This is a genomic window from Halomonas sp. SIMBA_159, from assembly GCF_046536035.1.
Taxonomy (GTDB): Bacteria; Pseudomonadota; Gammaproteobacteria; order Pseudomonadales; family Halomonadaceae; genus Vreelandella; species Vreelandella venusta_A.
Genome location: NZ_JAWJBT010000078.1, coordinates 1 through 558, shown reverse-complemented (window position 1 = coordinate 558; position 558 = coordinate 1). Strand labels below are relative to the sequence as shown.

1 protein-coding gene is annotated in these 558 nt (G+C 34.8%); it reads left to right on the top strand.

The genetic code is table 11. The features are described 5' to 3' along the window. Positions 1-558 (top strand): hypothetical protein (locus R0J87_RS18420; RefSeq protein WP_498887982.1); only part of this gene is annotated, 558 nt, incomplete at both ends.

Genomic DNA, 558 nt, shown 5'->3' with positions numbered 1-558 from the left:
AGGAGAAGTAGTATCTGGTGGAAAATCAGCACTTCTATTTCCAATATTACAAACAGAGTATAATTCTTGTTTGGACTTAGAAGTTTTGTATATTGGTCAGGCGTTCGGAGAAGGTGGAGACCGCATAGCTACTGATAGGCTATCCTCTCATTCTACACTCCAGAAAATTTATGTTGATACAATAAAAACTTTTCCAAACAAAGATGTTTGGATTCTTTTATGGAAATTTGAACCATACGTTATTTCAATGATGGGTAGTGGATTCCACAATGCACCTACTGATTTAGAAGACTCACTTAAACATATGAACCGTGTATTAGAGAATTCGATAACGCTTGATCAACAAATTACTTTTACCGAGGCAGCACTTATTAGATATTTTGAACCTGTTTATAATAAGGAATATAAGACAAGTTTTCCCAATAAGTCTCATTCCTCCTATGATCAATGTTATCGTTTAGATATTAATTCTGTTGCCTTTGAATTAGATACTGGGGAATTGTTTACACGATTATATTCCTCTTCCAAAACACCTTCATCCTCCCACAATCAGCACTA